Source organism: Sulfobacillus thermosulfidooxidans, assembly GCF_001280565.1.
GTDB lineage: Bacteria > Bacillota > Sulfobacillia > Sulfobacillales > Sulfobacillaceae > Sulfobacillus > Sulfobacillus thermosulfidooxidans_A.
This window is the reverse complement of sequence record NZ_LGRO01000001.1, coordinates 1,343,412-1,366,136: the sequence shown is the minus strand read 5'-3', so window position 1 is coordinate 1,366,136 and position 22,725 is coordinate 1,343,412. Positions and strand designations below refer to the sequence as shown.

At 47.9% G+C, this 22,725-nt stretch carries 18 protein-coding genes and 1 pseudogene; 7 read left to right on the top strand and 12 right to left on the bottom strand.

Annotated elements, in window-relative coordinates; translation table 11 throughout:
• Nucleotides 1-283 precede the first annotated feature (283 nt).
• From AOA63_RS06845 to AOA63_RS06830, 4 genes are all read left to right on the top strand, one after another.
• Nucleotides 284-499, top strand: coding sequence for a hypothetical protein (locus tag AOA63_RS06845; RefSeq protein WP_053959004.1), 216 nt, complete (start codon nucleotides 284-286; stop codon nucleotides 497-499).
• Between the two features lie 454 nt (nucleotides 500-953).
• Entirely contained in the window at nucleotides 954-2,093 is a 1,140-nt protein-coding gene (locus tag AOA63_RS06840; protein ID WP_053959003.1) for a YeaH/YhbH family protein, read from the top strand.
• 1 nt (nucleotide 2,094) lies between these two features.
• The gene (locus tag AOA63_RS06835) at nucleotides 2,095-3,375 is read left to right on the top strand and encodes a SpoVR family protein (protein ID WP_053959002.1); all 1,281 of its coding nucleotides are present in this window, start codon (nucleotides 2,095-2,097) and stop codon (nucleotides 3,373-3,375) included.
• 24 nt (nucleotides 3,376-3,399) lie between these two features.
• Nucleotides 3,400-5,295, top strand: coding sequence for a PrkA family serine protein kinase (locus AOA63_RS06830; protein ID WP_053959001.1), 1,896 nt, complete (start codon nucleotides 3,400-3,402; stop codon nucleotides 5,293-5,295).
• Between the two features lie 17 nt (nucleotides 5,296-5,312).
• On the opposite strand, the gene AOA63_RS06825 is transcribed toward AOA63_RS06830, so the two are convergent.
• From AOA63_RS06825 to AOA63_RS19310, 6 genes are all read right to left on the bottom strand, one after another.
• A complete protein-coding gene (locus AOA63_RS06825) occupies nucleotides 5,313-5,504 on the bottom strand; it encodes a hypothetical protein (protein WP_053959000.1) in 192 nt (63 codons plus the stop codon).
• A 573-nt stretch (nucleotides 5,505-6,077) separates the two neighbouring features.
• Nucleotides 6,078-6,827 carry a PspA/IM30 family protein gene (locus tag AOA63_RS06820; protein WP_053958999.1) on the bottom strand — a complete coding sequence of 250 codons (750 nt, stop codon included), beginning with the start codon at nucleotides 6,825-6,827 and terminating at the stop codon, nucleotides 6,078-6,080.
• Between the two features lie 211 nt (nucleotides 6,828-7,038).
• Nucleotides 7,039-7,689 (bottom strand): hypothetical protein, encoded by a 651-nt coding sequence (locus tag AOA63_RS06815; RefSeq protein ID WP_053958998.1) that lies wholly within the window; start codon nucleotides 7,687-7,689, stop codon nucleotides 7,039-7,041.
• A gap of 16 nt (nucleotides 7,690-7,705) precedes the next feature.
• Nucleotides 7,706-9,934, bottom strand: a complete 2,229-nt coding sequence (locus AOA63_RS06810; protein ID WP_053958997.1) for a glycosyl hydrolase family 18 protein — start codon at nucleotides 9,932-9,934, stop codon at nucleotides 7,706-7,708.
• A 417-nt stretch (nucleotides 9,935-10,351) separates the two neighbouring features.
• Nucleotides 10,352-10,588, bottom strand: coding sequence for an AbrB/MazE/SpoVT family DNA-binding domain-containing protein (locus tag AOA63_RS06805; RefSeq protein WP_053958996.1), 237 nt, complete (start codon nucleotides 10,586-10,588; stop codon nucleotides 10,352-10,354).
• Nucleotides 10,589-10,599: 11 nt separating this feature from the next.
• Complete coding sequence (locus tag AOA63_RS19310; protein WP_139061513.1) at nucleotides 10,600-10,845, bottom strand: hypothetical protein; 246 nt, start codon at nucleotides 10,843-10,845, stop codon at nucleotides 10,600-10,602.
• 720 nt (nucleotides 10,846-11,565) lie between these two features.
• On the opposite strand from AOA63_RS19310, the gene AOA63_RS20565 reads away from it, so the two are divergent.
• Nucleotides 11,566-12,381, top strand: a complete 816-nt coding sequence (locus AOA63_RS20565; RefSeq protein WP_082343811.1) for an MFS transporter — start codon at nucleotides 11,566-11,568, stop codon at nucleotides 12,379-12,381.
• A gap of 9 nt (nucleotides 12,382-12,390) precedes the next feature.
• Here the strand turns inward: AOA63_RS20565 and AOA63_RS06795 are convergent, their stop codons facing one another.
• A complete protein-coding gene (locus tag AOA63_RS06795) occupies nucleotides 12,391-13,245 on the bottom strand; it encodes an SPL family radical SAM protein (RefSeq protein WP_053958994.1) in 855 nt (284 codons plus the stop codon).
• A 225-nt stretch (nucleotides 13,246-13,470) separates the two neighbouring features.
• On the opposite strand from AOA63_RS06795, the pseudogene AOA63_RS20190 reads away from it, so the two are divergent.
• A pseudogene (locus AOA63_RS20190) lies at nucleotides 13,471-14,369 on the top strand (IS3 family transposase); the annotation flags it as partial.
• A 636-nt stretch (nucleotides 14,370-15,005) separates the two neighbouring features.
• Here AOA63_RS20190 and AOA63_RS06780 read toward each other — a convergent pair.
• Genes AOA63_RS06780 through AOA63_RS06770 form a run of 3 tightly spaced genes read right to left on the bottom strand, consistent with a single transcriptional unit; the run spans nucleotide 15,006 to nucleotide 19,496 of the window.
• Nucleotides 15,006-17,075, bottom strand: a complete 2,070-nt coding sequence (locus AOA63_RS06780) for an ABC transporter ATP-binding protein/permease (RefSeq protein WP_242848287.1) — start codon at nucleotides 17,073-17,075, stop codon at nucleotides 15,006-15,008.
• Nucleotides 17,020-17,475, bottom strand: coding sequence for a hypothetical protein (locus AOA63_RS06775; protein WP_053958991.1), 456 nt, complete (start codon nucleotides 17,473-17,475; stop codon nucleotides 17,020-17,022). Before AOA63_RS06775 ends, AOA63_RS06780 begins: the two co-directional genes overlap by 56 nt.
• A gap of 56 nt (nucleotides 17,476-17,531) precedes the next feature.
• Entirely contained in the window at nucleotides 17,532-19,496 is a 1,965-nt protein-coding gene (locus AOA63_RS06770; protein ID WP_053958990.1) for a glycoside hydrolase family 15 protein, read from the bottom strand.
• Between the two features lie 436 nt (nucleotides 19,497-19,932).
• On the opposite strand from AOA63_RS06770, the gene AOA63_RS06765 reads away from it, so the two are divergent.
• On the top strand, nucleotides 19,933-20,883 hold the full coding sequence (locus AOA63_RS06765) for an NAD(P)H-dependent flavin oxidoreductase (protein ID WP_053958989.1): 951 nt from the start codon (nucleotides 19,933-19,935) through the stop codon (nucleotides 20,881-20,883).
• 37 nt (nucleotides 20,884-20,920) lie between these two features.
• On the opposite strand, the gene AOA63_RS06760 is transcribed toward AOA63_RS06765, so the two are convergent.
• Nucleotides 20,921-21,181 carry a hypothetical protein gene (locus tag AOA63_RS06760; RefSeq protein WP_053958988.1) on the bottom strand — a complete coding sequence of 87 codons (261 nt, stop codon included), beginning with the start codon at nucleotides 21,179-21,181 and terminating at the stop codon, nucleotides 20,921-20,923.
• A gap of 242 nt (nucleotides 21,182-21,423) precedes the next feature.
• The gene (locus tag AOA63_RS06755; protein ID WP_053958987.1) at nucleotides 21,424-22,704 is read right to left on the bottom strand and encodes an adenylosuccinate synthase; all 1,281 of its coding nucleotides are present in this window, start codon (nucleotides 22,702-22,704) and stop codon (nucleotides 21,424-21,426) included.
• Nucleotides 22,705-22,725 lie beyond the last annotated feature (21 nt).

The following is a 22,725-nucleotide window of genomic DNA, read 5'->3' as shown; positions in this document are numbered from 1 at the left end:
ATTCCGCCCGCGGATTATCCCTCTCTCTATTTTTTCCTTTTATTAACACGAATGGCACGGGCGCATTTTTCGTCGATTCGTAACTGGAGGTATCCTGTATGCTCTATGGGGGCGTTAAGATCGAAAGATGAAGGCCGGCCAGGAGGTCATCTTTATTGGCAACCCTGTCGAATGTCGTGAATCTCCCTGATCCTCTGCAGAAGGCATTGTTATAATTTGTGCATGGGGGAACAGGCAATGAAACGCAATATGATGCTGATTTTTGTATTATACAGTGTAGCCGATGTCTGCGACCGGCTTTTTGGTCCCGTGGCGCTCTGGATGGCACCAAGCACGGACACGAGAGTCCATGGTGCATTGCCTGGTCAGTTCTCAGTATAGTAGCGCCACGTTATGTGATCTTTTACGGCATTATGCTGTTGTGTGGGCGGGATTGGCGTTGCTCATGGTCGGTTTCGGAAACTTTCTCGTGGAATCGTACTTGACAGCGTTTTGGTAAGAATATGCACCGGAAGGACGCCGTCCCCAATAATTCCGGTCGCTTAATTCGTAAATGTGATGTACGTGTTCTTTTGGAATCACTAATATATGCCCTGGATTAAGGTCGAACGTCCAGAATTGCTAAAGTCGTGTCGTCTTCAAAGATTGCGTGGCATGCTGTTTCGCCGTTTATTATTTGGCAGAAAATACACATCATCAGTCCCTCACGTTTTGCCCATGGAATGTGCTTATGTTTACATTGTGGGACGCTTGCTGTGAGGTTTCAAGAACTGATGTTTCTTCCGTTTGCTTTTCCAAGCCAAGATATTGGCACGGTAGCAGCATTGATTTTGATTGGGGTCACAGATCTCTTGTTCGGCAAGATGTGCTCTAGAAATATTTTTACAGTGGCTGTCATGGACTTCTAGGTGAGGCATAGGATACTTACTACCTAACCGGTCAAGGAGGCGTTAATGAGTTTGCAGTCTTTCCATACTGACTGGGATTTGGAGCGTCAAGGTGCGTTGGACCAAGCTCGTCATCAACGACGACTCCGTGAGGCCATTAAAGCGCAATTGTCTGAAATTATCACCGAAGAACATATCATTACGGCACAAGGTGGCAAAATACTTAAAGTTCCTATCAAAACGCTGGAACAATATCGATTTCGCTTTGATCCTTATCGGGGAATCGATGTCGGTCAGGGTAGTATTCCATTGCCAGGAGATAATGCGGTGACGATGTCGTCTGCTCCTCGCCCGCAAGGAGGGCACCCTGGGGGCCAGGATATGACAGGAGTGGATTATTATGAAGCAGACGTGTCCATTGACGAAATCGATGACGTTTTATTTAGCCAACTGGGATTACCTGACTTACAACCTAAGCCTGTTCGTGCGAGTTCCGCGTGTCAACCGCGCTTTAAGGATGTGCGGGAACGAGGTTTGATAGCCAATTTAGATAAACGGCGGAGTTTGCAGCAAAATCTTTTGCGTCATGCTCGAGCAGGGCAGCCCCAAGTGGGATCGTGGATATCGCACGATTTACGATTTAGAACATGGCAGATGGAATCGGAACCGACACATAATGCGGTAGTTATCGCCATGCGGGACATTTCCGGATCTATGGGTGATTTAAAAAAAAGAGTGGCGCGTACTTTTGCCTCCTGGATGCTGAAATTTCTTCGCACGCGTTATGAATCGGTCGAAGAGATTTTTATTGTTCATCACACAGAGGCCCGGGAGGTGGATCAGGAAGACTTTTTTGCCTTAGGAGAAAGTGGCGGGACAAAGGTCTCATCGGCCTATGCATTGTGTCAGCATGTGATAGAAACACAATATCCCCCAGAACAATGGAATATTTATGCCGTGCATTTTTCTGATGGAGACAATTGGTCGGAAACAGATAATCAGCGAGCCCGTGACTATCTCGAGCAAATATTACCGGGAGTTAATTTATTTGGCTATGCGGAAATTCGTGAGGGCTCTTATCCGAGTACCCTTATGAATCAATTTCGCCATATTAAACATTCTCACTTTAAGACGGCTATGTTGTCGCATCTTAAGGACGTCTATCCGACATTGCAACATTTTTTTCCGTTGTCTCAGGAGAGCTGATATGCCACGTTCCTATCCTACAGATGAAGATATAGAAGACCTAGCTCGCAGTGCCGGGCTCGATCCATTGCCGGTATGCTTTGAGGACGTGCCCCCATCGATTTTATATGAATATGCTGCCTATTGGTTGCCCGGACGATTTTCTCATTGGTCGTTTGGAAAGCAGTACCAATTACTTAAGACGTCCTACGAATATGGTTTTAGCAAGATTTATGAACTGGTTTTGGACACCTTTCCCGCTTATGCATTCGTATTGGCGCATAATTCGCCTTTAGAAAATATCTTGGTTCATTGCCACGTTATGGGTCACGCTGATTTTTTTGGGAATAATTTTCTGTTCCAATCGGATAAAAAACATCTTTTAATGATGGTTCGCGCTCATGCACGAAGAATACGCCATTATGAATATCTTTATGGCATTGACGTAGTAGAACGATTCTTAGATGCCGTGTTATCCATCGCAGAGCACGTTGCGTATTTTATGCCAGGGCTTGCTTCGGCACGCCTCGAGTCTTCGCCTGGGTGTGCTTCGTTCTTAAGGCATGTCATCCAGCACCATGATTCTGATCCGGAGGATATTCTGGGTTTTATTTCGCGCCATAGTCCGGTATTGAAAGATTGGCAACGCGATATTGCTTCGATGATCGCAATGGAAATGACGTATTTCTGGCCGCATAGGCGCACAAAGATCATCAATGAAGGGTGGGCTGTCTTATGGCATGAATATTTAATACAGCACATGGATTTGGATGAGGCGGATTACTGGGATTTTGCGCGCTTGCATGCCCAGATTCTTTCACCGAGGGGAAACCAAATCAATCCCTATGCACTAGGTTATGCCATTTTTCAAAGGATTGTCCGTACCCAAGGGGTCCAAGAGGCTTTTGTGGTTCGTCAAATTCATGATGATGTGAGCTTGATCCGCAACTATTTAACTCCTGACATTGCACAAGGGCTCGGATTATTTGTTTATGAAAAAGAACAGGGAATAGCCCGGGAAATTGGACGCGATTTTAAGGATATTCGTCGGTACCTGCTGCAACGTCTGACTCATGGAGGAATTCCGGTTATTCATGTACGAGATGGGGATTTTCATCACCGGGGCGAACTCTATTTAGTTCACCAGCATGACGGGCAAGATCTTGACTTACTGTACGCGGAAAGAACATTAGCCTATGTGTACGAGTTGTGGGGGCGGCCTATTTTTCTGGAAACGCTTCACGAAGGACGCCGGATGATATTGCAATACGATGGGATGGTGAATACCCGGCTGATGAGTTAGTGCAAGTATAGTGGAGGCGAAATCATGGATTTATGGGAACGATTACGGGAATATCAACAGCGAGAACAGCAGTTGAGCTGGCACGGCACTTTTCGGGAATATTTTGAACGAGTCATTCAAGATCCCCGGTTATGTCGATTGTCTCACGCCCGTATTTATGACATGGTAGCCGAACAAGGCATCGAGTGGGATGACACCGGGCAGAAGCATTACCGGTTTTTTACAAGGGAATTGTTTGGATTGCAAGAGGCATTGGATCAACTTGTCGAATATTTTCAATCGGCCGCTCAACGTTTAGAGGTACGCAAGAGAATTTTGCTGCTTATGGGCCCTGTGGGTGGAGGAAAATCTACCGTGGTCACCTTATTGAAACGCGGTTTAGAACGCTATTCACGGACCAATCAGGGAGCTCTATATGGATTAGAAGGCTGTCCGATGCATGAAGAACCATTACATTTAATTCCGCCAACACTACGTGAGGATATCTATCAGGAGTACGGCATTTATGTTGAAGGAGAACTCTGCCCGGTCTGTCGCAAGCGGTTAACGGAAGAATTTCGCGGGAGCATTGAAGAATTTCCGGTGGAACGTGTTGTGCTTTCCGAAATGAATCGGGTGGGGATTGGCACTTTCTCGCCTAGCGATCCCAAAAGTCAAGATATCTCTGAATTAACCGGGAGTATCGATTTTGCGACTATTGGCCAATATGGATCCGAGTCAGATCCCCGCGCATACCGCTTTGATGGCGAATTAAATATTGCCAATCGGGGTCTTATGGAATTCATTGAGATGCTCAAAGTCGATGAAAAATTTCTCTATGGCTTACTGAGTCTGTCTCAAGAGCAACAAATCAAAACCGGCCGTTATGCCATGATTTATGCTGATGAAGTATTGATCTCACATACTAACGAAGCCGAGTATCAACAGTTTATCCAAAATAAAAAAAATGAAGCCTTGCGTGATCGCATTATTTTAATTCGGATGCCCTATAATTTACGCGTATCCGATGAGGTGAAAATTTACGACAAGCTAATTCGGGAGTCCGCTCTTCGTAGGGTGCATATTGCTCCTCACACTTTGCAGATAGCCTCCATGTTTGCCGTTCTGTCCCGGCTGAAAGAGTCCAAAAGGTCAGGTGTGACCCTGTTAAAAAAGTTGAAACTTTATGATGGCCAATTCGTCGATGGGTTTACCGAAGCAGATATCCGAAGCCTCAAAGATGAGTGGCCTGATGAAGGCATGACGGGTCTTTCACCGAGATATGTTATCAATCGTCTGTCCCTTGCCCTCGGCAAAAGCCACGTACCGTGTCTAAATCCCTTAGATGCATTGCGTGCCTTAAAAGATGGTCTAGGACAACAAAATGGGTTCACTGCACAAACCCGTGAGTCTTTGCTCAACTTGATTTATGAGGTGCGCCGCGAATATGATGAGCTTGTCACCCTTGAGGTACAAAAAGCCTTCATGTATTCTTTTGAGGATACCGCGCAAATGCTCTTAAACACGTATCTCGATAACATTGACGCTTATGTGAATCACAGGAAGATTATGGATCCGTTGACCGATGAGGAAATTGAACCGGATGAAATGTTAATGCGGTCCATCGAAGAATACATTGGGGTGAGCGAAAATGCTAAACGTCCTTTTCGCGAAGAGATTTTAATACGTATTTCTACCTTATCCCGCCGTGGTCAGCACTTCGACTATCGCTCCCACCCGGGACTTCAGACGGCGATTGAGGCCAAATTATTTACCAATCTCAAAGATATTGTTAAAATCACGACATCTGCTAACGTTACGGATCCTGCTCAAGAGAAAAAACGAAATGAAGTAGCCGAACGTTTGATAAATGATCACGGGTATTGTTCCCATTGTAGTCATGCGGCCCTCCAATATGTCGGTCACTTACTAGGGCGATAAACATAATTTATGCGCCGTTATTCGCTTTCGTGGTGAGGATCTGTGCCTTTTTCCCATAAAGACAATTGTTCTTCGTGACGTCGTAACCAATCAAGGCACGCCACCGTGACGATGGAATTGATGGTCAGTCCCGTGCGTTGACTGGCTAATTCCAACCGGTGGTAGATCGTGCCAGCAAAACGAATGGTGGTTTGCTTGGTTTCACTCATCGGGGTACCTCCTTGGAATCCAAATGGGCCTATCTTGTTCAATGGTCAGCTGATTGAGGCGACAATGGAAGCAAATAACCCGTAATATAATACGGTCTTGCCAATTGGGATGATCTTCCTGTAAAATTTTAGTGTTATCATTATGCATTCACTCCTCAATGCGACAATCATCAATGGCGTCTTGATCTTATCAGCACCGAGATGTCCATTCCTACGGGTTTATCCGTAAAATTCGTCGTTTTGGAAGAATATTTAGGATACTGCACAGACTTGTGGGATTAAAATACTATAAATCCTTCACAAGCTGTCCCAAACGCCATAAAAGACACGGCTGTCGTGTACGGGCTAATGATGACGGCAAAAATGTGGGGCATGACACGACAACCGGTTTCGAGTCTAAACCTTATCCAAAATAACAGACTCAGAAGATTTGGTCAAAACTCTAATCCTCAGGTTAAATGTTTTCCAGCGCTCTCCATAACTGATGGGAGCTATGGAAAGATCAGACAAGGGAAGACTGTTGACAGCGGAAAAGGAGCCACATAGTGCGGCTCCTTTTGAATGGTTTCCATCTCATTGTTCTTCCTGGTTGTCAGAAGAAGGGTTTAAGGGTTTAGCAGTTTGTTGCATTTCCTGTTTTAATTTCGCGAGTTCTTCTTGTACTGCCGAGTCTTGGCTTGCCTTATTAAGTTGTTGGCGAATACTATCACTATTGGATTCGGGTAAGGCGCTTAGGTCGGGTGAGGATTCTAATTCGTCGAGGGCGGAAGCTTTAGCTTGCATATGAGCAATTTTGTCCTGGGCTCTTTGCAGAGCACCGGAGATATCTTCGGCGTGCTGGGTAATGCCATGAACAGTTTCTCCAACTTGGACTTCCGCCTTAGCTGCAGAATATTGAGCTTTCATCACTTCTTTTTGGGTACGGAAGGTTTCGATTTGTGTTTCTAGCTTTTGTTGTGCTGCGGTGAGTTTATCTTGTTCTGCTTGGGTCTGTTGGATGTGCGATTGAAGTTCCTGAATTTGTTGTTCGGTTGTGGCCTTTAGGGATAAGGCTTGCGTGGCCAAGTCATCACGCCCGGCTTGGACCGCATCTTTGGCATCTAATGCATATTGATTGGCTTTTTGTTGCAAGGCGGCGACTTGCATTTCGAGTTGTTTCTTAGCCGTAGCCACTTCAAGGATGTGCCGCCGAGTTTCTTGTAGGGCGTCTTGCATCTTTTGATAAGAATATTCAATCGTCTCGGTGGGATCCTCAACGGAATCCAACACGCGATTGGCTTTTGAACCGAGAATGGTCTTGACCCGCTCTAATAATCCTGCCATATCGTATCCCTCCTCTGTATTCTTAGCACTTAGTATAGCCGATGTGTTCTTAGCATGCTGGACACATGGGGAGGGAATCCAAAGGAAAGGGGAAGAAGTCCTGAATAGTGAAATTTGGCAGTGGTACGTGAGATGCCCGGATGACCAGGAGCCATCAAAAAAGAGTCCGAACACTGAATCTCAGTGTTCGGACTCTAACCTCTTTGCCTTCTTAAGAAACGGAAAAGGTTGCAGCGGGCGTGGAGGAGTCGCCCCAAACAATTTGATAGGCCGAAGACGGCGGAACCATGACCGTAATAGTGCCACTAATGTTTGAGCCCGGTTGGATGTAGCGCACCACACTGGAAGGGCTAGAGGAATCAACCGGTAGCGGAAATAACGAGGAACTGGCGGTCAATGGCGAATGCATGACATCATTATATGAATAGGTATATGCCGAGGCATGAAGCGGCTCGACACTAAAATCATTGAGCGCTAAGGGAATCATCGCCGAAGTCGGATTATGAATCGATACGGTTAAGGCGTAGACGTTCACACTTTGGCCATTGACCATCGCGTGTCCTTCTGCAACCGCGTGAGAGACCTGGATGGTCATCTCCGAGTAGACACCGGCTTGCGGAGGAATGGGCGTACTCGGAATGGTCATCGTGGTCGTATCCGAGGCTTGACTGGGTTTAGGGGACACTGGCGTGGCCGATGCCGGTGCCGCACTCCTTGATGACGGAGGGCTAGGTGTCTTTGCGGTCGACGCACCGAATGTGGCAGTGGAGGGTGTGGCCGATTGTTGCCCGCAACCTGCTAAAAGCCCAATACCGAGACTAAATCCAAGGCCTATTAGGACGGAACGGTAAGAAACCTGCATACAGTAAATTCTCCTTTTATGGCTTCCAAATAGACGTCAGGGACGTTAATGTGCTCCAATAATTTGTCGTTTCAAACGGCAACCGCCAGGAAGCGACTCCAGCCAAATGGTCCTGTAAGGCTAATTTTAACAAATCAGCAAAGGATCGGGAGGTTTGATCCCACCATTGGGTTTGACCAATCTGATATTGACTGATGACTTGAGCCAGGGCTTGTGCCGTTTGTGTATCATATATCCCACTTTGTGCGTTTTCGACGTGAAAGTCTTGTTGAAACATCGCGACGGCTCGGCTGGTTTCTGAATCATAATAGCCATTGGCCCACAACAAAGGCGGTGCGGGAAGATGATGCGTGCTGGCATATTGTAACAGAACCACATTTAAGATGGTCTGGAGATTGGCGACTGCTGGAGAAGACTGGTTAACATTATAGGATAAGGGGGCCGGAGGCGTTTGAGCTAAAGGTCCCGTGGTAAAGACAATGGCTTTTTCTGTTGAATCCCATAACGGCACGATATGATGGGTATCAATATAGTTTTTGATAGTCCGATTAGATTCATAGGAGTTAGGAGTATGTCCCGAATTAGTATAAGTCCAGGAGTGACCATACGGGGCGACTCCTAAGATAATTTGCCCGGGATTGACTCCGGTGGCTAATGCGTTTTGCACTATATTTTCAAGCCAAGGAAAGCCCTGAGTCGGTCCGGGGGGCGTGGAACTGTTGTGTTCTGGATAGGCCATGATATTAATCCAATTCACATAAGGAGCTAAGGCTGCATAATTATAAATGGTGTGGGGATAGGGACTTGCGTATACGGCAATCATTAGTTTCTTGCCGATAGCGTGTAGGGCAGCACCTAGTTGTTGAATGAATTGGGTATATTGCGTTGACGCGGCACTCACGCTCAAATTACCGGATCCTTGGCTTTCAAAATCGATGGTGAGCCCATCATAATCGTTTTTTTGGACAATCGTCACGAGTTGCTGTACGAGTTGTTTTTGTTCTGCTGGAGTCGTAATCGGACCCGATGACGGATTATAGTAAATTCCTACCGAAGGCATAACTAACACGCCTTGATTATGGGCAGCTTTCGTAACGACTTGAACGTTCTTTTCCCCATTTATTGTGGGAATAGAACGTGTCCAATCGTTCACTATCCATCCTCCCTGTGAGGAAGACTGCACAAAATACCATACGGGGTTAATCACCGATAAGGCATTGGCATGGTTTAACAAATCAAGATAAGATGAGTTGTTTGGTCCATTTGGTTCATTGTCAGCATAATATCCATATCCCATGGATAAGAATGCACTGAGAGGCGGGGTTGGGGACGAGGATGGAGGCTGACTTGGTGACGGCGATGAGGAAGGATCGCCCGGGATGATGGTGGAATCCAAAGGCGGGCCCATGGTGTTTCCGCCCAAGTTCGAAACATGGAGAATTTCGCTAAAATGATAGCCCAATTCATGAAAAATGGTGGGATTTGGGATATGGCGTAAAGTTCCCTCTTCGTCGACATACACGGCACGATGTCCATCGAGTTGTAATATTGTCCCCGTGGGATATTCGCGAAGGGGTTGTGTCATCGCGGCTCCTATGGGATAGGGTAATTGAGACACGACTTTGACATCAGACCAATGATAACCTAATTGGTGAAATAGATTCGGAGAAATTATATGGGAGAGTGTCCCATCTTCTACTTCGTAGACTTGTGGATGCCCCGATTGCCGTAGGACAGCTCCTGACGGCCAATAGCTCATGGGACGCGTAATCGCAGAGCCGACAGGCCAATTACTCATGATCTGTGGAATCGCATGAATAGCGTTCCAATTTAAATGCATTTGATTGAAAACCTGAGCCGTAGCGATAGGCCGCAGTATTCCATGAACAACCAGGTAGACTGTCGGTGCATTAAATGTTTTTAGGAGTGTGCCTGATGGATAAGGCACCACCATTGGCAATCCTAACGTGTCGCCATTCAATGAGGATAGGCTTTGGACATTTGACCAGGTACCCCCTAGCGCAAAAAATGTCGCGGGATTAGGGACGTGATACAAAGTCTTATGCGATAACACAAAAACCGGCTTGGTATTAGCGAGTCGTACATATTGAATGTGATTTAGCGAAAAAGCTTTGGCGCCAGGGTTGGTGAGTAAGGTGAACGACCCTGTGAACAACAGAGAAAGCCCTAAAAGAGTCGACATCTTAGAGCGTTTACGATATCGCCGCGATTGGTAATACTGCATGAACAACCTCCTAGTAGAAAAGCCACAGACAATTCGCAGATCTTGTCCACTGATAAGGAGAACAAGACAGATCCAAAGCATTCTTGATGGTCGTCGATAGCTATGACAATTCCTGTCAATATTTACCGGAACTGTCATTTGCTCCTTTCATATATTTAGCGGTGATTCGACGAATTCCTGCTTCGTTGGACACGTAAAATCCTCTTAGCCTAATGACATTAAATAGCAGCGTTAAAAACCCGATAAGGATTGAAATAGCATGTTTTATTCTTTGCAATGTCATTTGAGGGTCGGCGTTGATGTTGTTTGGCGATCTCAGCCACCATCACAATCGCAACAAGGCATGCGATGTCCCTTCCGAGGACGCGCTGCCCGCAATGATCACATCAGCATCAAAAAAGACGCGCAGAGGCGGAATCATGCGTCCTCGGATTGCGGGACATCCGCGCCATAGCGTTCTTGGTCCCAGGTCCTTAACAGGTCTTGAACCGACAGACCCGCTGCAGCGCGTTCTACCGCAATTTGTTTAGCCAGGTCAGTGACGACCGGAATGCGGGGACTCAAGATAAAAACCCCATTCCAATCGACCAATGTGAGCGGCGTATCGGGCCCCAGCCCGTAGTGCTGGCGCACGGCTTTGGGTAAGGTCACCACGCCACGGTCCCTCAGCTTTGCTCATCTTTATAGAACTCCAGAGTATCTTCGCGACAGCCAAACGCGGCTTGGGGATCAAAGCATTTATGTTGAAGTTTTTCGGCACTCGACACCGATTGCCCTAATACCAGTGGTTCTTTTTCAAGAAGAAAGCGGGTATTCCCCGTCCAACCCTCACCAAATAGTAAGAGAGGCTTTGTCCAGCGATTGGATACACGGAACGGTAGCCGCGAGTGCCATTCTCTTTGCGTGGCCATGTCCTATTCTTGTTAACACATCAGATATTGAGTGACCAACAGTGATGGCTTTACTCAGAACACTCTAAGGAAGAATTTTGGTGTCAGGTATATCGTGTTTGCATTGATGTCGTCTTTAGATGATCCTTTTCTGATAGCACCTTCGAACCTGACGTACCCGTCCACGTAATGCCCCACAAGTTATACGGCGTATTAGACCTCGAATCTTACGGATCTTTAGATGGGATACCGCACTTCGCTATCCAGAAACGCTCGGCGCTCCTTTGTCGTCGAAGAACGGACTCTTCGCCGGTGGGGTGTAAAGATCGAGCAACAGCCCATAAGTGCATATCATTCGTTAGAAATCGGTGTTCTCGGTGCCAACGTGTTCGAAAAATACGGCACAAAGGTTGACCCACGCGTTCTTGAGTCATTTGCCAAGCATCTCGACGCGACTTATGGGCATGCTGCTGGACTTTTCACGGCTGTTCAGGACTCTGATTTATTGTCCTTCTCTCTTTATGTGGTGGCGTGTTGCATCTGAAAATGTTAAGCCGAAATTACGAACTCGATCGATACGGCACATACTTTTCAGTCGGATATCATGCGCCAATTCAGTTCGGATTCCGTCACGGATTGCGCTTTATCGACTATGGTCCAGGGGCTCCTGGGCCTAAGCAACGTCGAGGAATAGAGATGATTCGGACTTACGCCTACGTTTTTAGTTAATCGGTGATCGTCATGAGACAGTTGTTGCTGACCCTCAAAAGCATGGTACCTGCCGTATGGACTATCATAGTGGGCCAATTCCTTATTAACCTGGCTTTTTACTCTATATACCCATTTTTGGCGTTGTATCTACTACGCAATCACGTTAGTACTGCAGTAATCGGTAGTATCTTAGGAGCACGACCACTCGCAAATATGTTAGGAACGGTGGTTGGTGGCTGGTGGGGCAATCGTACCCCATCGCGCTGGGTCATGAGCCTGGGATTCTTTGGCGCTGGAATGGGGGACTTCATCATGGCTGCGACGACATCGAGCATTATGGCGATCGGGGGCTTATGTGCCGCCTCCTTTTTCTCTGGAGTAGCCTATCCGGCAGAGAGTAAAGCCCTACTGGAAAACACAACTCCAAAGAACAGAACAGAAATATACAGCGCTTTACGCATGGTAATTAATTTGGCGGGCGGAGTTGCACCTTTGTTGGCTTTAGCGTTCTTTTTGCCGATGCCTCGATTTTCATTTGGAATGTTTGCTGGAATAACCATTACATATGGTTTGAGCGCTTTGCGATGGATACCGTCTCGCGTCGGAGAAAACAGGGTATCACAAAGCAGGTCGGGGTCGTACCGTGCGGTTTTAAGTAACCAGTCGTTCATGTGGACGCTGTTGTCACTGACCCTTAGTAGCATGGCATATTCGCTGCTTGTAATGCTTTTGCCTCTGTTCATGAGCTCCATGTTCCCCGTCTATGGGCATAAACTTTTATGCGATAATCTTGCGGATCAATATTATCATGGTGATTTTCTTACAACTCCCCACCACCGACGATAGCACGCCTCTTTAGGTGTTCTTTGGTAAATCGCTATGGTGAAGGGGTTGGTTGAGTCGAAGTTGGAGCCCGTATTTTTTCACCAAATCATACACCAGAGCATCAATTTTTTTTGTCAAGGTCTTTAATTTGTCTGGGGTACGATAGAACTCCGCGACACTCGGATCGCGGTCGATGGCAGGGGCAAGTCGTTTCAGAATATATGCCGACATGTTGACGTGCTCGGCAAATACCTGAGATACCCCGACTTCGGCAAGTTGCTGAAATAACGATTCGAGCTTCTCCACCCTCAAAAATAAATGGGGGAAAATCGGCCCGACGAACGCATACGTTTTGATCCCGGCATCGTGAAGTTTTCCTAGGGTTTTTAGTCGTGTGCTCACAACGGGGGCCTGATCCTCTAGTGATCTGCTAACGCTGTCATCTGTGCTCGTTACCGTCATTCCAACTTCAACGTCAGGAATCTGCCTGAGGATGCTTACATCTTTAAGAACCAAAGGGGATTTTGTAAGAATGCTAACTGGACCCGAGTACTGTTCGGCTGCAAAGATTTGCAACGACTGCCGAGTCAAATGGTAGTGGGCCTCGGCCCCTTGATAGGGATCGGTAACTGAGCTAAGGAGTATTTTTTTCTTCGTGCCACTAATTTTCCTGAACTCGCGCTTCAGTACTACCGGTGCGTTGATTTTTGCATAGATGTAGTTTCCCCAGTCTTCGATGGAATGGCCATTAAAGCGTCCCATAAAACTGGCGTAACAATAAGAGCAACCGAATTGACAGCCAACATAAGGGTTAATCACATAATCGGCGTCCGGTAATTTTGACTTCGTTAAAATAGACTTGCACTCGATTTCTCCTACCGCCATATTCGCACCTTCTAACGAAATTATCAAATGGGGGAGCCAACGCGGATACTCAATTTCTAGAATTCCTCATTTTGTCTAAAAAATCAACTTATGTTTCACAAGACGATGGGCCGATCCGTCGTGGCCATGGGTGGTCGCCCCTTTCATCTATTCCGAAATATTGGCTGGCCCGAGCCCTCAAGACTTGTCAACGCTTGATACTATGTGGGCGATGCGGCCGGGACATTTGCCGAAATTGGCAAGCTCTCCACGCAGGTCGAATGGCTCAACAAAATCTGGCCTCGACCCTGTCTCGCGTTGAGCGAAAGGCGTTGCTGGATGGAGATGCGGCGGTTTTACCCCGCACTGTGCAAACCCAACTCTTGAGTCTGAATCGTTTGAGCCTGTACTACCGGGCCGTCGGGCCGGATCCCGTGGAAGTGATGTGGAAACACCGTATCGATGACATTGATACGGATCGACCCTTTTACGGATTGCGGCGGATGACGGCGCGATTGCAGCAGGAAGGCCATGCCGTCAATCGCAAACGGATACCGCACGATATGCGCGACATGGGAATTTGGGGTCTGTCTCCCGGACTGCGCACGAGTAGGCCGCATGCCAAACATCCGATCTATCCCTACTTGTTAAAGGAAGTTATTCCGGCTTATCCCCATCATGTGTGGGGAATCGACATCACCTCTAGTCGACTGCGGCAAGGCTGGCTGTATCTTGTCGCGATGATCGATGGGTACTTGCGCTATGTGGTCACCTGGGGATTGTCTGAGACGTTGGCATGATCTTTTGTGATGACGGCCGCGCAGCGGGCGCTCACGATGGCCGTGCCCACGATTGGGAATCATGACCAAGGAAGCCATTTTAGGCATCCGACTTATACCGCTCTCTTACTGGATCAAGAAGTGAAAATCAGTATGGATCCCCGCGGACGGGCATTCGACAATATCTTTACCGAGCGGCTCTGGCGTTTCGTCAAGTACGAAGAAGTCGATCTCCACGATTATGCCTCACCACGTGATGCCTATCGGGGCCTGACCCGGTATTTCACCTTTTACAATGAAGAACGTCTGCATCACGCGTTAGAGTACTGCACGCCGGCAGAGCAGTATCATCAGCATCCTTCAACCATCAGCCCCTTTGCGGCGCCGATTCGTGGAATCGAAGAGAACAACCCGAAAACTGGGACTCGGTGGATGCCGACGCATCCCCAGAGTAATTCACCAAAATAAGACCAAAAAAGGAGGAACAGTCTCACACTTTAGGGCCCAAAAATTTGTCTGAACAAAGGGGCTCACCTTAGCTTGAGGGCTGTGAGCCGTTTGTCCAACTGCAAGCGGGTGAGGTCCTGACCTTGGGTTTGATACGTCTGGGTCGCTAGGGCTCAGCCCTATAGGATGGCACCATTTTCGCTAAACCACAATCCTGAACGACTTGCGGAGCATCAAGCCCCTTGGTCGTTGCGTCTGATATCCCCAGACCTGAAGGTCTGCCTGACGGCCCATTTTGGTAATCACGAGCCGCTATCTTAATGGGCAATCATCATGTGAAGTGAACGGCCAGGAAATGGGGGAGGCTAGCGTTGTCGCGCGGTTGAAGTGATCGCACAGGGGAGCATGGCTCTTGGAGGTAAGAGCCATGAAGCAATCTGCTGGATGAGAATTGGCAATCTATTAAGTAAGCGCACTGGATTACGAGAAGGTTTTCAGATGGAAGCTGCCTCTAGTGTCTAAAAAGAGGCAGCTTGAGATTACGACCTTTCGTAATTATTCTTGGCGCAGAGCATCAACGGGATTTAACGATGCTGCATGGGAAGCAGGAATGGCGCCGGCAACAATGGAGACACCGCCGCCAAATAAGAGCCCGAGCCCGCCAAGCCATAGGGGCAAACTAAAAATCCCGTGGCTGACTTGACTATTTTGCTTGACTAATACATTGATGATAGCACCGACACCGCCTCCCAAAGCAATGCCCACGATTGCGCCTATCAGCCCGATAGATAAGGCTTCGAGTAAAAATAAGCGAGAAATATCGCGGCGTCTAGCGCCTATGGCGCGTAATATGCCAATTTCACGCCGTCGTTCTAATACCGCCATACTCATGACAACTCCAATCATGAGTCCAGCTACGACTAAGGCAATGCCTCCGACGGCACCTAAACCGGTTTCTATAAGGCTGAAACTTTTGTTGATGGAACGAAGAGCCTGTTGGAGCGTGGTTGTGCTGTAGCCCATGGCGTCGATACGGTTGGCTAAAGATGGAACTTGGGACAAACTGTTAGCGAGAACGGTTGCGCCGGGATAATGCACATCGTGAGGATTGGCGGCAAAACTCTGAATCCAGTTGAGGGCTGTAGGGTAAGAAACGTATCCAATCCCGGAGTTCACAAATCCAGTAATTATGACCTGTTGTGGGGGCAGGGGATGAACGGGACCGGATAAGCCCTCTCCTGCAAAAAGTCCACCACTCATGGTTTCGATATGGAGGATGATGGGTTTGTCCAACAGTTGCCTAATATGGGGATGACGGCCGCCTATAAGCGCTTTGGCAACGCTCAAGGGAATCACGATATGCCGAGAGGCATTGGATAAATGACCTTGCACAACCGTCGGGAGAACCCCTGAAATGGACCATAAGTTACCTGGGGGCAGGGGATTGAGGGCGGCAGTGGTAGATCGTCCGTGATAAGTAACGCCCGTTAAAAAGGTCGCATTGATATAGGCCGCTCGTGCCCCAGGCAAATGGGCAAACTGATACAATGTATGAGCGGTAATCGCATGAGACGGGCCGGAAACAACTTGAGGTCCAAAGGGTCCTGAACCGGCTTTATTGCCATGGGGTGAGACATTGATCGCGGTTAAGGGTCCCAATGAAACAATTCCCTGAACGACATTCGACTTTAATCCTGTTCCTAGACCAATGAGCAATACCATCGCCGCAACACCTATGGCTATCCCTAATCCCGTTAATAGTCCCCGGGTTAAGCGTTTGACAAGAGAATGCCATGCTAACTGATATAACGTCCATAAACGTATATGGCCCAGTGTTTCAGGTTGAATGTTTGAAGATGAAATGTTGTCATGGCGGATTTCTTCATGAACGATACCGTCACGGATGCGTAGAATTCGATCGGCATACCGAACAAATTCTTCATTGTGCGTCACAATTACCACACAATGACCGTCCTCATGAGCCAAAGACGTGAGAAGATCCATAATTTCTTGACCGCTGGTACTATCCAAATTGCCCGTCGGTTCATCGGCAAGGATGAGCGGAGGATTGGCTGCCAGTGCCCGGGCGATGGCGACGCGCTGGGCTTGTCCGCCAGAGAGCTCGCCAGGTTTATGGTCCCACCGATCACCGAGTCCCACGCGGTTTAGCAGTTCGATAGCACGGCGACGGCGATCTTCTTTAGAGACACCAGCCAGCATCAACGGTAACTCGACGTTTTCTAAAGCGGTCATATTGGCAATGAGATGAAAGGATTGAAAGATAAATCCAATGGTTTCCCGTCGGTATTTGGCTAACTCGTCTGACGACCAGTGACTGATATCCTGGCCTGATATCATGACATCGCCAGAGGTAGGTCGATCCATGCCGCCCAGAATATGCAATAGGGTCGACTTACCTCCGCCTGAGGGGCCTAAAACCACCGCTACAGTTCCATAGGAAATAGCAAAAGACACATCATGAAGAGCAATCACGTTTTCTGTGCCACGGTGATACACTTTATCAACGTGGCTGAGACGAACCAAAGGTTCGGATGAAGTCGCTACAGGGTTAAATGGCATCGCGATCACTCGGCTTTTTGATGACCAGTCCGCCAATGGAACCAATAATGAGTGTGAGAATCCCGTAGGTTAAAACCGATAATAGCCAATCTGTAAAATGTGCGACCGGCGAATTGGCGATTTTCACAATTTGTTGGAGTTGCGCGGAAGAGACCACATGGTGATGCAATTGTCGCTTCAAATCGTTTGCTGTGATGGTCACAAAGAACGGCGTGATCCCAGCCAAGAATCCATAAATAGCTCCGGTTGCGGAGGCAAACCATCCCGGATGACCCGAGGAAATTTTAGCATGCTGCCCTGCGATAAAGGCGACAACAAGAATTAAGAAATCCAATATGTAACTGATTACAATGGTATGAAAGGGTGCAGCTAAACCGATGAGGAACTGAATAATTCCTAGGATGGCGGCAACTAAAAGATATTGCCAGTTTGGACGTGTGAGCATGATATCGATCCTTTCGGAAAATCGCGATAATTATTTATTATACCCCGAGGTTATCACTAAAAACTGGCGTTTACGAGTGAGCGGTAACGGTCAATATAATGTAAAACGGTCGAGGCTAGCGCGGCGTGAGACCAGGTTAACGGAGAGACAGACAAAGCTTCACCGGTGAGGGGATGCAACTGTTCAGGGAGCAGGCCACTGGGAAGCGCATGATTGGCAACCCAAATCAAAGTCTCACGGGGAGCCCGTAAGTCGCCAATGGTACGAGCCTTGGCAATTTTCCAATCCGCGACCCATAATGTGGAGATGAACCAGGGATTAATGGGAGCGTCATCGTCTCCAGAGCGAAAATAGCTATCGCCTTCATATCGTCCAATGCCCCCTACCTCCGTTTTGACGGTTAATGTCGATTCAACGGCTTCCATAGTGCGAACGATTCGCTCATCATCGGCCGGCAATACATCAAACGCCCATAAACCAAAGACACTGCTATCAATGGTCTTATCAAAAACCCAGCGGCCATTTTCCCGAACTAATCCTCTAACAAAAATGCCCCGTTCTTGATCGTAAAGCCGGGATAGGATACCGCGTTTAACCATTTGCGCAGTTTTATGGTAACGCTCACTAAGGTAATCGTTGCCATAGAGGCGGAAGAAGTTGGCGGCGGCAATTAGGCCCCCATAGACCGCACTACTTGTAAACGTAAAAATGCCGTAGCGTTCTTCCCACAGATCATAACTGGGTTTGGGCAACTCAAGAGCATTATCAATATAGCGAGCCAAAAACGCAGCAGCGGGCCGGATAAGGGTGTCATAAACGGACTGGGGAAAGTCGATTTCTTGGTGATGCACAAAGTCCCGCCAGAGCGCGATAAGGGTCAGACCGGTTTCGTCCTCTTGGATAGGTAAGCGCCGTTCTTTTTGGACCACGTAAGGATGCCAACTCGAACCGACAGTTCCATCCGGATTGTATTTGTGTCGCAAATATCCTTCGTCGGTAAGAGCATCCGCACAAAACCGGAAGAAGGGACGGACCATTCCATGGTAACCTGCTTCCGACATGGTAATGGCCGCCAGTGCCCCGTCACGTGGCCAGACGTAATTATAGTGATCCCGGTTGTACTGCAGAATATCGGAGTCCAAAGCAGCCACGATCGCACCATTGGCATCGGTGTGGACGCGCACCATTAATAAGCTCATATAAAAGAGGTCACGCACTCGAGAGGGTAAGTCTGCGAACCATGTGCCGGATTTTTCTGCCCAGCGTTGCCAATAGACAATCACCCGATCAAGGAGCATATTAACCCCACTATCCTTAACATATTCGTCAAGATCGGTGACTTCGTCAAGCGTTGAACCAATGGCCATCCAATAATTTAAGAGCTGGGTTTCTCCGGGTTTAAGAAACAATCGAAAACTGATCACACTGTCGACTGATCCTTGGGCAATGGGATTTTCCATGAGTTCTCCATCTTCTGCATCTCGCCACGTTCCTTCACTGTGATTGAACCGCTTAACGCCCGTAGAATACTGGAACAACCTGGTGCCTTCGGTGGCACCATTAAACAAGAAGTAAGTGCCGCGCTTATAATGATAAATGACGTGACGCTCGGGATCATACACCGCGGTGTCACCGACCTCTGTTTCCGAAATCATTAAATCATTATTGAAAAAGACGCGAACTTCGCGCCCTTCAGGGGCAAGGTTAGTAATAGTCATCCGTTTAAGATACACGTTAAGACGTTGATGGACCGCATCTTCTGATGTGATGCTTAACTCCATGCCAGGATGTGTTGCGCGGATATTGGTGACCAGAGATTTTTCATGGTAACCAAGATCAAATTGCCATTCAGGATCGCGCCACCACGAAAATTGACCGTCAACCCACACGCCAATGGCACAGCGGTGCCCCCCTACGTGGTTGAGCTCACCCACATAGGGATAATAGATGTCGCGAATTTGTGCGGTATCATCAAATCCGATAGCAATGTGTCCATTTCCAATGACTAAATGTCGTGGCATCTCTTTATTCCTTTCTTTATCCGCTTGGTTTTTCTCTATGCGTATCATATGTCCTTGGTATATTGATGGTCGACGTCGGATAGAGCCGTGTTATGTGATGTCCTTCATTTTTCACATTATAGGGGATCAGGATAATGCCCTCGGACCCTTTGCGAAAAGATCTTGGCCCCCTATTTATCGGGACGTGGATTGATTGACTGGGTAGCGAACGCACCTACGATATGGACAGTTATTCAACATATCGCAGCATTGATCAACCATTTCAAAGATATGCTTCGCCAATCAGCTCACCGTATTCCTTTGGCAAAACCGAATGAAAGTGGTATTTTACCTTCTCTTAGTGCTAGTCTTATGTCAAAGAATACCACGAACGATGACGATTCCCATAATCTATTCCGATAGAAATGTCATCGAGTAGGGAAAGGAGGCTGGTCATATGATTTCCACGAAGATTACCCAACAATGGCATTTACGTTATCCCATCATTGCTGCTCCCATGTTGGGGGTATCTGGGGGAGCGTTAGCCTCTGCTGTAAGTTCTGTGGGGGCTTTGGGGATGATCGCCGTAGGACCGGGCCAGGATGACCATTGGCTTAGAACCGAAGTGGCCAAGATCGCATCGGGATTGAATTTTGGTGTGGGATTTATTGAATGGGACCTGGCACGCCGTCCAGAAATATTGGAGGAGACTTTACGGCTTCAACCTTTTTTGGTTTCGATTTCCTTTGGGTCTGTGAAGCCGTACGTTGCTCGGATCCATGAAGCTGGGGCAGTTGTTGTCACGCAAGTGAATAGTCTTGAGGATGCCCAAAGAGCCGAGGAATCCGGAGTTGACGCGGTGGTGGTTCAGGGGCGAGAAGCCGGAGGACACACCGGGGAATTGTCGACCCTTACGCTCTTACAAAGTGTTGTTCCCGTGATGAACGTTCCCGTTTTAGCGGCTGGAGGTATCGCGACACCTCAAGGCATTTGTGCGGCTTTCATGGCGGGGGCGGAAGGAGTCTGGATGGGAACCCGGTTTGCAGCGTGCCAAGAATCCCTGTTAGTCGACACGGCTATCTCCTATCTCATCGCAAGTCATGCCGAAGATACCGTCGTCACCCGTCTCTATGACCAAATTCTTCATGCCCCCTGGCCCGGTAGATATCCGGGGCGTGTACTGAATAATAAGTTTGTCCGTCGATGGCTATCTCAAAACATTACAGATGATGCGGCCAATGAATTAACACAGGGACTCCAGTCTCATGATCCCGAAACGATTCCGATTTATGCTGGGGAAAGTGTGCAATTTGTTCAAGGACGTGAATCGGCTCACGATGTTGTTGTCCACTTGATGCAACGAGCCGAGGCATGGTGGAAGGAAAGAAGCCAAGTCATATCAAGCTAAACAGCCGGTTCGGCCGTTTAGCTTGTTGGCTGGACAATTAAAGCGTAGCAGGGGGTTCACTATCTGCAGGGCTTTGGCGTCTAGTGAGTTCTTGCTGGATCATATCAATGGCGTCATTGAGGGTATCCCGACGGGCCGTTAGACGTCTCAACATGGATCTTAATGTGAAATCATCAAGTTTTCCCAGCGTGTCTTGTGAAAAGGATGCAAAGGGAATAAAGCGGTGTAACAAATCCTGGATACCTGCATCGAGCCGATCAAAATCAAAAATGGTGTCATCGTTAAACGTGAATTTCATTCACGATCCCTCCTTGAGATATCTCTCCCCAACACCTACAGTCTTATTGTATCATTCTGCCAATGAGAGAATGGTGAGGATACCACTTTTTAGGCAGGGTTCCGATGTAAGCGGCGTGAATCAAGACTTTTTCGGGAGCGATTAACTGACGGATTGCTTGACACAGCCTATAAGCCATTTGACCACGTACTTCCTTTGCCTAAGTGAGAACAAACGTCTAGAAAAACGTGAGAATTTCCGAATTACGGCTTTATAACGATTTGCTTTCGCTGGGGACCGACGGAGATGTAGCGAATTTTCGTGTCAATCAGTGTTTCAATTCTCTCTACATATTGTCTTGCGGAGGGAGGCAAATCCTCGTAGTGTTGAATGCTTGTAATATCTGTTCTCCACCCAGGCATCACTTCGAACACAGGCTGTGCTTGGGACAGTTCGGCCGTTGGCGGAAATTGTGTCGTGGTCTTGTCGCCTAAAGTGTATGCCGTAGCAATGGGAATTTCTTCACGATAACTTAGGACATCTAAATTTGTGAGGGCGACTTCCGTAGCCCCTTGGATCATGCACCCATAGCGTGTAGCGACGGCATCAAACCAGCCAACGCGGCGAGGGCGTCCTGTGGTTGCTCCGTACTCACCGGCGTCGCCGCCTCGTTCCCGTAGCGCATTGGATTCGGGGCCCATCAATTCGGTCACAAATGGCCCGGCTCCCACACATGTCGAATAGGCTTTGGTCACGGCGATAATTCTTCTGATCGCGTAAGGCGGAATTCCAGCTCCTACACTCGCAAAGCCGGCCAACGGCGATGATGATGTTGTGAAAGGATAGATACCATGATCGGGATCGCGCAATGCACCGAGTTGGCCTTCTAACAAAATTCCTTGGTTGTTCTTTAACGCGTCGTGCAGCAGCAACGTGGTATCACAAACGAAAGGCGCTATGACGTCGGCATAATGCGACACGATTTCTGTGATTTCAAGCGGATCTTGAATGGGCAGTTGGTAAGCCGTCGGTAATAAGAAATTCTTTAACGCTAAATTGCGTTCAATACGCTGTCGTAATCGATCCTTAAAAAACAGATCAGCGACTTGTACCCCGATTTTAAGAAATTTATCCGCATAAAATGGGGCGATTCCTGAACGAGTGGAACCAAACTGATTGGCGCCGAGACGCATTTCTTCGGCTTGGTCTAGCAAGATGTGAACGGGAAGAACGACTTGGGCCCGGTCAGAGATATGGAAGAATGAGGGAACAAGTCCGTGGTCTTTAAGATATTGAAGTTCCTTGGCCAGTCCTACAATATTCAAAGCGACTCCTGGTCCGAGAACATTATGGACATGCGGATAAAACACACCCGATGGCAACATATGCAGAGCAAATTTTCCAAATTCGTTCAGAATTGTGTGACCTGCATTACTTCCTCCTTGGAAACGCACTACGAAATCCATATCTCGTGCTAAATAATCGGTAATCTTGCCTTTACCTTCATCGCCCCAATTAGCCCCAACAACGGCTGTCACGGTCATTCGCTCGCATCCTCTCTTCTC

Bases quoted from the DNA above. Each gene is read 5' to 3' on its own strand.
- AOA63_RS06830 (WP_053959001.1), top strand. From the start codon at position 3,400: ATGGATTTATGGGAACGATTACGGGAATATCAACAGCGAGAACAGCAG.
- AOA63_RS06810 (WP_053958997.1), bottom strand. From the start codon at position 9,934: ATGCAGTATTACCAATCGCGGCGATATCGTAAACGCTCTAAGATGTCG.
- AOA63_RS06835 (WP_053959002.1), top strand. From the start codon at position 2,095: ATGCCACGTTCCTATCCTACAGATGAAGATATAGAAGACCTAGCTCGC.
- AOA63_RS06815 (WP_053958998.1), bottom strand. From the start codon at position 7,689: ATGCAGGTTTCTTACCGTTCCGTCCTAATAGGCCTTGGATTTAGTCTC.
- AOA63_RS06825 (WP_053959000.1), bottom strand. From the start codon at position 5,504: ATGAGTGAAACCAAGCAAACCACCATTCGTTTTGCTGGCACGATCTAC.
- AOA63_RS20565 (WP_082343811.1), top strand. From the start codon at position 11,566: ATGAGACAGTTGTTGCTGACCCTCAAAAGCATGGTACCTGCCGTATGG.
- AOA63_RS06775 (WP_053958991.1), bottom strand. From the start codon at position 17,475: ATGCTCACACGTCCAAACTGGCAATATCTTTTAGTTGCCGCCATCCTA.
- AOA63_RS06795 (WP_053958994.1), bottom strand. From the start codon at position 13,245: ATGGCGGTAGGAGAAATCGAGTGCAAGTCTATTTTAACGAAGTCAAAA.
- AOA63_RS06765 (WP_053958989.1), top strand. From the start codon at position 19,933: ATGATTTCCACGAAGATTACCCAACAATGGCATTTACGTTATCCCATC.
- AOA63_RS06760 (WP_053958988.1), bottom strand. From the start codon at position 21,181: ATGAAATTCACGTTTAACGATGACACCATTTTTGATTTTGATCGGCTC.
- AOA63_RS06755 (WP_053958987.1), bottom strand. From the start codon at position 22,704: ATGACCGTGACAGCCGTTGTTGGGGCTAATTGGGGCGATGAAGGTAAA.
- AOA63_RS06820 (WP_053958999.1), bottom strand. From the start codon at position 6,827: ATGGCAGGATTATTAGAGCGGGTCAAGACCATTCTCGGTTCAAAAGCC.
- AOA63_RS06845 (WP_053959004.1), top strand. From the start codon at position 284: ATGTCTGCGACCGGCTTTTTGGTCCCGTGGCGCTCTGGATGGCACCAA.
- AOA63_RS19310 (WP_139061513.1), bottom strand. From the start codon at position 10,845: ATGGCCACGCAAAGAGAATGGCACTCGCGGCTACCGTTCCGTGTATCC.
- AOA63_RS06770 (WP_053958990.1), bottom strand. From the start codon at position 19,496: ATGCCACGACATTTAGTCATTGGAAATGGACACATTGCTATCGGATTT.
- AOA63_RS06840 (WP_053959003.1), top strand. From the start codon at position 954: ATGAGTTTGCAGTCTTTCCATACTGACTGGGATTTGGAGCGTCAAGGT.